This is a genomic window from Achromobacter sp. (assembly GCF_032113835.1).
Classification (GTDB): domain Bacteria; phylum Pseudomonadota; class Gammaproteobacteria; order Burkholderiales; family Burkholderiaceae_B; genus Achromobacter.
In genome coordinates, this window is sequence record NZ_DAMCTG010000003.1 from 135,251 (window position 1) to 142,896 (window position 7,646).

A 7,646-nucleotide genomic window follows, 5' to 3' on the forward strand; every position below is an offset into this window, starting at 1 on the left:
CCCTTTCCAGCCCCCGGGATCTACACCCGTCACGGCGACCATCATGCAAGAAACTTCTCTCAAGCGCGCGGGCAATGTCCCGGGCGACACCCCTGCCCCCCTGCCTTCGGCCGCTCCCGGCGCCGGCTCCCCCCGCAAGCTGTACATCCGCACCTTCGGCTGCCAGATGAACGAGTACGACTCGGACAAGATGGCCGACGTGCTGCGCGAGGATCAGGGCGGGCTCGAACTGACCGACAACCCCGAAGAGGCGGACGTCATCCTGTTCAACACCTGTTCGGTGCGCGAAAAGGCGCAGGAAAAGGTGTTCTCGGACCTGGGCCGCGTCCAGCACTTGAAGAAGACCAATCCGAACCTCGTCATCGGTGTGGGCGGCTGTGTCGCCAGCCAGGAAGGCGAGGCCATCGTCAAGCGCGCGCCGTATGTCGACGTGGTGTTCGGACCGCAGACCCTGCACCGCCTGCCCGACCTCATCAAGCGCCGCCGCGACGAAGGCCGTTCGCAGGTCGACATCAGCTTTCCCGAGATCGAAAAATTCGACAACATGCCGCCGCCGCGCGTCGAAGGCGCCACGGCCTTCGTCTCCATCATGGAAGGCTGTAGCAAGTACTGCAGCTTCTGCGTCGTGCCTTACACGCGCGGCGAAGAAGTCTCGCGCCCATTCGACGACGTGCTGATCGAAGTTGCCGACCTGGCCGACCAGGGTGTCAAGGAAGTGACGCTGCTGGGCCAGAACGTGAATGCCTATCGCGGCCGCATGACCGATTCCGACGAGATCGCGGACTTTGCGATGCTGCTGGAATACGTGCATGAAATCCCCGGCATCGAGCGCATCCGCTACACGACCTCGCACCCCAAGGAAATGACCCAGCGCATGGTGGACGCCTACGCCCGCCTGCCCAAGCTGGTGTCGTTCCTGCACCTGCCCGTGCAGGCCGGCAGCGACCGCGTGCTGGCCGGCATGAAGCGCGGCTACACCACGCTGGAATTCAAGTCGGTCGTGCGCCGCCTGCGCGCCGCGCGCCCGAATCTGACGCTGTCCTCGGACTTCATCGTGGGCTTTCCCGGCGAGACCGAGGAAGACTTCGAAAAGACCCTCAAGCTGATCGAGGACGTCGGTTTCGACACCTCGTTCTCGTTCGTGTATTCGCGCCGCCCTGGCACGCCCGCCGCGGACCTTACCGACGACACCCCGCAGGACGTGAAGCTGCGCCGCCTGCAACGCCTGCAATCGCTCATCAACGACCAGGCGGCAACGATCGCCCGCAACATGGTCGGCACGCGCCAGCGTCTGCTGGTCGAAGGCCCCTCGCGCCGCGACCCGAACGAGCTCATGGGTCGTACCGAGAACAACCGTATCGTCAATTTCCCCGCGCCCGCGCGGCTCATCGGACAAATGGTCGACGTCGTCATCACCGAGGCGCACACGAATTCGCTGCGTGCCCGCGTGGCCGACGTGGACCGCACTTCGCAAGAGGCTGAATGACCACACCCCGCCCCCGCGCGCGTCGCAGCATGCCCGTCATCGTCAATCTGGACGGCGACAACACCCACCTGGCCAATCTCTGCGGCCCCCTGGACGAAAACCTGCGGCAACTGGCGGACGGCATGACCGTCAAGCTGTCGCGCCGCGGCAGCCGCGTCACCATCGAAGGCGAGCGGGCCGAACTGGCGGGCCGCGTCCTGCGCCGGTTCCACGAACAGGCCGTGCACCGCGCCCTGTCCATCGACGACATCCAGCTTGGATTGGTCGAAATCGGCGTGGGCCGCCAGGAAGACAAACTCAAGGAAGAGCAGGCCCAGGAACTGGATGCCCTGCCCGCCCTCGACGATGAAAGCGACGGCATCGCCCTGCGCACCAAGCGCAGCGATCTGCGTCCGCGCACGCCGCGCCAGCGCGACTACCTGAACAACATCCTCAAGCACGACATCACGTTCGGCGTCGGCCCCGCCGGCACGGGCAAGACCTGGCTGGCCGTGGCCTGCGCCATCGACGCGATGGAACGCGACACGGTGCAGCGCCTGGTGCTCACCCGCCCCGCCGTCGAAGCCGGCGAGCGGCTGGGCTTTCTGCCCGGCGACCTGGCGCAGAAGGTCGACCCGTACCTGCGTCCGCTGTACGACGCGCTGTACGACCTGATGGGCTTCGAAAAGGTCCAGCGCCTGTTCGAGAAGCAGACCATCGAGATCGCCCCGCTGGCCTACATGCGCGGCCGCACGCTGAACCACGCCTTCGTCATCCTGGACGAGGCGCAGAACACGACGCCCGAACAGATGAAGATGTTCCTCACGCGGATCGGCTTCGGCAGCAAGGCGGTCATCACCGGCGACCCGTCGCAGGTCGACCTGCCGCGCGGCCAGGTCAGCGGACTGGCGCATGCGGTCAAGGTGCTGCATGACGTCCAAGGCATCGCCACCACCAAGTTCACCAGCCGCGATGTCGTGCGCCACCCCCTGGTTGCGCGCATTGTCGACGCCTACGACCGCGCCGCCGAAGATGAAGCCTGAGCTGTCCCTGTCCGTGCAGTACGGCGTCGAAGAGGCCCGCCTGCCCCGCTGGCGCCTGCGCCGCTGGGCCGAACGCGCGCTTGGCGCCGCATTTGAAGACGGCCTCGTCGAGTTCTCGGCCGCCGAACTCAGCCTGCGGCTGGTCGGCGCGGCCGAGGGCCGCCGCCTGAACCGCGACTTCCGCGGCCGCGACTACGCCACCAACGTGCTGACCTTCGAGTACGGCGTGGACCCGCTGGGCGTGGCGCGCGGCGACATCGTCATGTGCGTGCCCGTGCTGGTGCGCGAGGCGCGCGAGCAGCGCAAGACGCTGCTGGACCACGCCGCGCACCTGACCATCCACGGCGTGCTGCATTCGCTGGGCTACGACCACATCAAGGCGCGCGAAGCCAAACGCATGGAGGCCCTGGAAACCGCAACGCTCGCCCAGATGGGCATTGCCGATCCGTACGTGGCCGCCTGACCGCCGCCGCCCGAGCGGTGAAAGCCTCGGGACAACCCTGAGAAATTGCCGGGAAATGGCGTGCAGCAAGGCGCAGATCGCGTCCATTGCACCCATTTTCCCGGCCGGCGTTACAAAGGATGGGCCAGTATCGGTTATGCTGGCTCCTCCCTAACTTGTCCTCCCGGACGATGTCTGACCCTTACCCTGCTCCCGAAGCGACGCCTGCTCGCTCTGCCAAACCCGCCACCAAATCCCTCCTAGACCGCCTGCTTTCCCTCGTGCGCCGTGAGCCCGAGGACCGCGAAGGCATCAAGGCCGTCCTCGAAGCCGCGCACGAACGCCAACTGCTCGACGCGGAGTCGTACAAGATGATCAAGGGCGCGCTTGCCGTGTCCGAGGGCACTGTCGGCGACATCATGGTCCCGCGTTCGCGCATGGACCTGCTCGATGTCACGCAGCCCATTCCGTATCTGGTGGCCTCGGTGATCGAGACCGCGCACTCGCGGTTCCCCGTCTACGAGGGCGATCGCGACAACATCATCGGCATCCTGCTTGCCAAGGATCTGCTGCGCTGCATGCTCGAGCCCAACATCGAGGTGCGCACGCTGGTCCGGCCGGCCGTGTTCATTCCCGAATCCAAGCGCCTGAACGTGCTGCTGCACGAGTTCCGCGCCAGCCGCAACCACCAGGCCATCGTCATTGACGAGCACGGCGGCATTTCCGGGCTGGTCACGATGGAAGACGTGCTGGAACAGATCGTCGGCGACATCGAAGACGAGTTCGACGAAACCGAGGAAGACTCCATCTTCCCGGAAGGCGAGAACCAGTGGCGCGTGCTCGCGGCCACCGACATCTCGCACTTCAACGAGGTCTTCGGCTGCCAGTTGCCCGACGACGAATACGACAGCGTGGGCGGCTGGATGGGCGGACAGCTGGGCCGCATTCCGCGCCGCGGCGACCACGCCGACGTCGACGGCCTGCGCCTCGAAGTGGCGCGCGGCGACGCCCGCCGGGCGATATGGCTGCGCGTCAAGCGCCTTCCCGCACCCCAGTCCGCAGCACCTGCCACCGACGCATGACCAGCATCCCGCGCGGCCGACTCCTGCGCGGCGCCGCCGGCCTCGTGCTGGCGGGCGCTGTCCACGCCCTGACCTTTGCCCCCGGCCCGCTGCCCGGCTGGGCGCTGGCGTTCACCCAGATCGCCGCACTGGCCGTGCTGGCGCGCGTCACGCTGTATGCGCCGTCGGCGCGTCAGGCGTGGCTGCGCGGCTGGCTGTTCAGCTTCGCCAGCTACGCGCTGGGCTTGTACTGGATCTTCATCAGCCTGCACCGCTACGGCGATCTGGCCGCACCCCTGGCTGTCGCGGCCGTGCTGGCGCTATCTGCATTCCTGGCCCTGTTTCCCGCGGCCGCCACCGCGCTGGCGCGCCGCTACGCGCCGCTGGCGGCTGATTCCGCACCGTCGCGCATCCTGGCCGCCACGCTGGCCTGGGCCGCTATGTGGGGCGCGTTCGAATGGCTGCGCGCGGTGCTGCTGACCGGCTTTCCGTGGCTGAACATCGGCTACGCGCAGGTCGACAGCCCCATCGCGGGTTGGGCGCCCCTGCTCGGTGTACACGGCATGGCGTTCCTGGCCGCGTTCGTCGCGGCGGCGGCCGCAAGCCTGTGGCAGCCTTCCCGCAAGGCCGGCATGGGTCCGCGCCACGCGCTGGCCGCCGGCGTCGCCGTGGCGCTCGCCGCGGCGGGCTGGCCGCTGTCCCGTATCGACTGGTCGTCGCCGGTTGGCGACCCGCTCAATGTGCGGCTCGTCCAGGGCAACATCGGGCAGTCCCAGAAGTTCGATCCGGCCCTGCTGGAGCAAAGCGTGCGGCGCCATCTGGAGCTGACGGCCCTGCCCGCAGCGCCCGGCGTGCCCGCGCCGCAGTTGGTGATCCTGCCGGAAACCGTGGTGCCCATCTTCCAGGACCAGCTCGATCCACGCGTCTGGGAAGTCTGGCGCGACCTGGCCGGGCAACGGAACACCGTCATCGCGATGGGCGTGCCGCTGCATGACCGCGTCAACGGCCGCGAGCGCTACACCAACAGCGTCATCGGCTTTGACGGCGCCACGCCCGTTGAACAACTGGTGCGCGGCAACACCGCCATGCGCTACGACAAACGCCACCTGGTGCCGTGGGGCGAATACGTGCCGCCCGGCTTTCACTGGTTTGTCGAGATGCTGAACATCCCGCTGGGCGACTTCGACCGCGGCGGCGAACGCCAGACGCCGTTTGCCATCGGCGGCCAGCACATCGCGTTCAACATATGCTACGAAGACCTCTTCGGCCCCGACTTGCTGCCAGCCTTGCAACCCGGCCCCAACGGCGAGCCGGGCGCGACCATCCTGGTCAACGTCAGCAACCTGGGCTGGTTCGGCGATAGCTGGGCCCTGCGACAGCATCTGCAGATCGGCCGGCTGCGCACCATCGAGACCGCGCGTCCGATGCTGACCGCCACCAACACCGGCATCACCGCCGCCATCGACGCAAAGGGCCACGTTGCCGCCCAGCTCGCGCCACTGCAGGCGGGCGTGTTGCCCGTCTCGGTGCAGGGCATGACGGGGCTGACGCCCTACGCGCGTTTTGGGGACAAGACCGCGCTGGCGCTGATCGGTTTGGCGCTGATCGCCGCCGTGGGCAGCGCGCGCCGTACGCGCCGTGGCTGATTCAGCCCGGCCCGGCAGATATCCCGGCGCAGCTAAATCCCTCTAGGCAAACAGGTTCGCGGGCAGCGAGCCTGTTTCGTCGGGCGGACGCAGTGGTCCGTTTCCCGCCCCCGTGACTTCAATCGCGTCCGCAATCGCCTGCATGTCGTCGGCATCCAGCTCCAGCTCGGCCGCACCGATCAGCCCGTCCACCTGCGATGCGCTGCGTGCCCCCAAAATGGCGCCCGTCACGCCCGGCCAGGCCAGCGTCCACGCCGCCGCAGCCGCGGCCACGGTAGCGCCGTGCCGCTCCGCAATCGGCTTGAAGGCATCAGCCAGCGCCAGATTGCGCTCCAGCTCCGGCGACCGGAAGTCCGCGTGCCGCGCCCGCCAATCGTCCGGCGGCAGGGCTCGCGCACGGTCGGCGCTGAACTTGCCGGTCAGCAAGCCCGAATGCATCGGGCTGTAGACGATCACGCCCGTGCCGCTTGCCGCGCATGAGGGAATCAGATCGCTGGCCGCGGCGCGCTGGATTGCCGAGAACGGCGGCTGCAGCGTGTCCACGTGTCCCAAAAGCTCCGCGGCCTGCAACTGCGCGAGGTTGTGGTTCGACAATCCCACCGCACGGACCTTTCCGGCCTGCTTCAGGTCCAGCAATTCCTGCCAGTACGCTTCCAGCGGCGTGCCGTCGCCTGCGGGCCAGTGCATTTGATAAAGGTCGATGCGCTCGACCCCCAACCGCCGCAGCGACCCTTCAAGTTCGCGGCGGATGCTGGACGGCGCGCCGGTGCGCCGCGGCATGGCCTGCGGCTGCTCCGGCGACCACGTCAGGCCGCATTTGGTGAACACGTACGGACGCTCGCTGGCAGGCATCTGGGCCAGCGCCTGGCGCACGATTTCCTCCGAATGTCCCAGCCCATAGACCGCGGCGGTGTCGATCCAGTTGATGCCGCGGTCAACCGCATGCCGGATCGCCTTGATGGACTCGGCGTCGTCCTGCGGCCCCCAGCCCACCGCCCACCCATTGCCGCCCATGGCCCAGGCGCCCAGGCCGATGCGTGTGATCTTCATGGCCGTGCGCCCCAACGCCACGGTGGGAAAGGCGGTGTTGCTCATGGCGGTGTGCTCATATGTGGATGTCCTTGCCGTTCCGCGGCAATTGTTCGTGCTGCAAGCGCATGAAAACCCCACGCGACGCAAAAAATTTTGGCATTCACCATAGCACTTGCACAAGTCTTTGATTTTGTTGATTTCCGCATCAATACCGTGTGCCGGCCGCCTCGGATTTGTCATCAAATCCTCCCTCAAAATGTCCATCCAACCCTCTTTTTTCGCAACTTTTTTGCTTTTTGCCATGAAGCGACTTGCACGCCCAATTTAGTTCGTGCATAATCTCGTTTCTTCGCCAACGGCACTAAACAAAACCGGCAACGAAACAGCAAAAAACGCGCTTTAACCGGCGCGTTTCAAGCGAAAACGTTGAAGGAATTGATTAGAGAAACGGGGGTATAGCTCAGCTGGGAGAGCGCTTGCATGGCATGCAAGAGGTCAGCGGTTCGATCCCGCTTACCTCCACCAGTCCAAAGCGAAGAGCAGTACAGCAAGTCCAAGTCCCCTTCGTCTAGAGGCCTAGGACATCACCCTTTCACGGTGAGTACAGGGGTTCGAATCCCCTAGGGGACGCCAGTTTACTGGCACAGCAGTAGAAGTGATGCAGTTGAAGTGACAAAGTAGTTGAGTAAGCCGCTGCGGAGCGGTAGTTCAGTTGGTTAGAATACCGGCCTGTCACGCCGGGGGTCGCGGGTTCGAGCCCCGTCCGCTCCGCCAAAAGCTCTCTCGCTCAGAGTCTTTCAAGAGCTCCGTTTTCGGGGCTTTTTTGTTTTATAAGTGTGAGACCTTGTTGTTTGAAGTTTGAAAACAGCAGGACGCCCTGGGGGTATAGCTCAGCTGGGAGAGCGCTTGCATGGCATGCAAGAGGTCAGCGGTTCGATCCCGCTTACCTCCACCAGT

Annotated in this window: 6 protein-coding genes and 4 tRNA genes; 9 read left to right on the plus strand and 1 reads right to left on the minus strand. The window is 65.9% G+C overall.

Translation table 11 applies throughout. From position 1 onward, the window contains the following. Window positions 1-43 precede the first annotated feature (43 nt). From miaB to lnt, 5 genes are all read left to right on the plus strand, one after another. Complete coding sequence (gene miaB, locus RT697_RS02440) at window positions 44-1,486, plus strand: tRNA (N6-isopentenyl adenosine(37)-C2)-methylthiotransferase MiaB (protein WP_313696826.1); 1,443 nt, start codon at window positions 44-46, stop codon at window positions 1,484-1,486. After that, window positions 1,483-2,508: a PhoH family protein gene (locus tag RT697_RS02445; protein WP_313696827.1), complete on the plus strand. Its 1,026-nt coding sequence runs from the start codon at window positions 1,483-1,485 to the stop codon at window positions 2,506-2,508. The genes miaB and RT697_RS02445 overlap by 4 nt, the downstream gene beginning before the upstream one ends. Then, a complete protein-coding gene (gene ybeY, locus RT697_RS02450) occupies window positions 2,498-2,971 on the plus strand; it encodes an rRNA maturation RNase YbeY (RefSeq protein WP_313696828.1) in 474 nt (157 codons plus the stop codon). The genes RT697_RS02445 and ybeY overlap by 11 nt, the downstream gene beginning before the upstream one ends. A gap of 170 nt (window positions 2,972-3,141) precedes the next feature. Continuing rightward, the gene (locus RT697_RS02455; protein WP_313696829.1) at window positions 3,142-4,032 is read left to right on the plus strand and encodes a transporter associated domain-containing protein; all 891 of its coding nucleotides are present in this window, start codon (window positions 3,142-3,144) and stop codon (window positions 4,030-4,032) included. Then, window positions 4,029-5,657, plus strand: coding sequence for an apolipoprotein N-acyltransferase (gene lnt, locus RT697_RS02460; protein WP_313696830.1), 1,629 nt, complete (start codon window positions 4,029-4,031; stop codon window positions 5,655-5,657). Before RT697_RS02455 ends, lnt begins: the two co-directional genes overlap by 4 nt. Window positions 5,658-5,699: 42 nt before the next feature. Here the strand turns inward: lnt and RT697_RS02465 are convergent, their stop codons facing one another. After that, on the minus strand, window positions 5,700-6,752 hold the full coding sequence (locus tag RT697_RS02465; protein ID WP_313696831.1) for an aldo/keto reductase: 1,053 nt from the start codon (window positions 6,750-6,752) through the stop codon (window positions 5,700-5,702). A 386-nt stretch (window positions 6,753-7,138) separates the two neighbouring features. Here RT697_RS02465 and RT697_RS02470 point away from each other — a divergent pair. The 4 genes from RT697_RS02470 (at window position 7,139) to RT697_RS02485 (ending at window position 7,644) form a co-directional block, all read left to right on the plus strand. Next, window positions 7,139-7,214 (plus strand) — tRNA-Ala (locus RT697_RS02470). A gap of 32 nt (window positions 7,215-7,246) precedes the next feature. Beyond that, a tRNA-Glu gene (locus RT697_RS02475) sits at window positions 7,247-7,322 on the plus strand. 64 nt (window positions 7,323-7,386) lie between these two features. After that, a tRNA-Asp gene (locus tag RT697_RS02480) sits at window positions 7,387-7,463 on the plus strand. 105 nt (window positions 7,464-7,568) lie between these two features. After that, window positions 7,569-7,644 (plus strand) — tRNA-Ala (locus tag RT697_RS02485). Window positions 7,645-7,646 lie beyond the last annotated feature (2 nt).

Bases quoted from the DNA above. Each gene is read 5' to 3' on its own strand.
- miaB (WP_313696826.1), top strand. From the start codon at position 44: ATGCAAGAAACTTCTCTCAAGCGCGCGGGCAATGTCCCGGGCGACACC.
- RT697_RS02445 (WP_313696827.1), top strand. From the start codon at position 1,483: ATGACCACACCCCGCCCCCGCGCGCGTCGCAGCATGCCCGTCATCGTC.
- ybeY (WP_313696828.1), top strand. From the start codon at position 2,498: ATGAAGCCTGAGCTGTCCCTGTCCGTGCAGTACGGCGTCGAAGAGGCC.
- RT697_RS02455 (WP_313696829.1), top strand. From the start codon at position 3,142: ATGTCTGACCCTTACCCTGCTCCCGAAGCGACGCCTGCTCGCTCTGCC.
- lnt (WP_313696830.1), top strand. From the start codon at position 4,029: ATGACCAGCATCCCGCGCGGCCGACTCCTGCGCGGCGCCGCCGGCCTC.
- RT697_RS02465 (WP_313696831.1), bottom strand. From the start codon at position 6,752: ATGAGCAACACCGCCTTTCCCACCGTGGCGTTGGGGCGCACGGCCATG.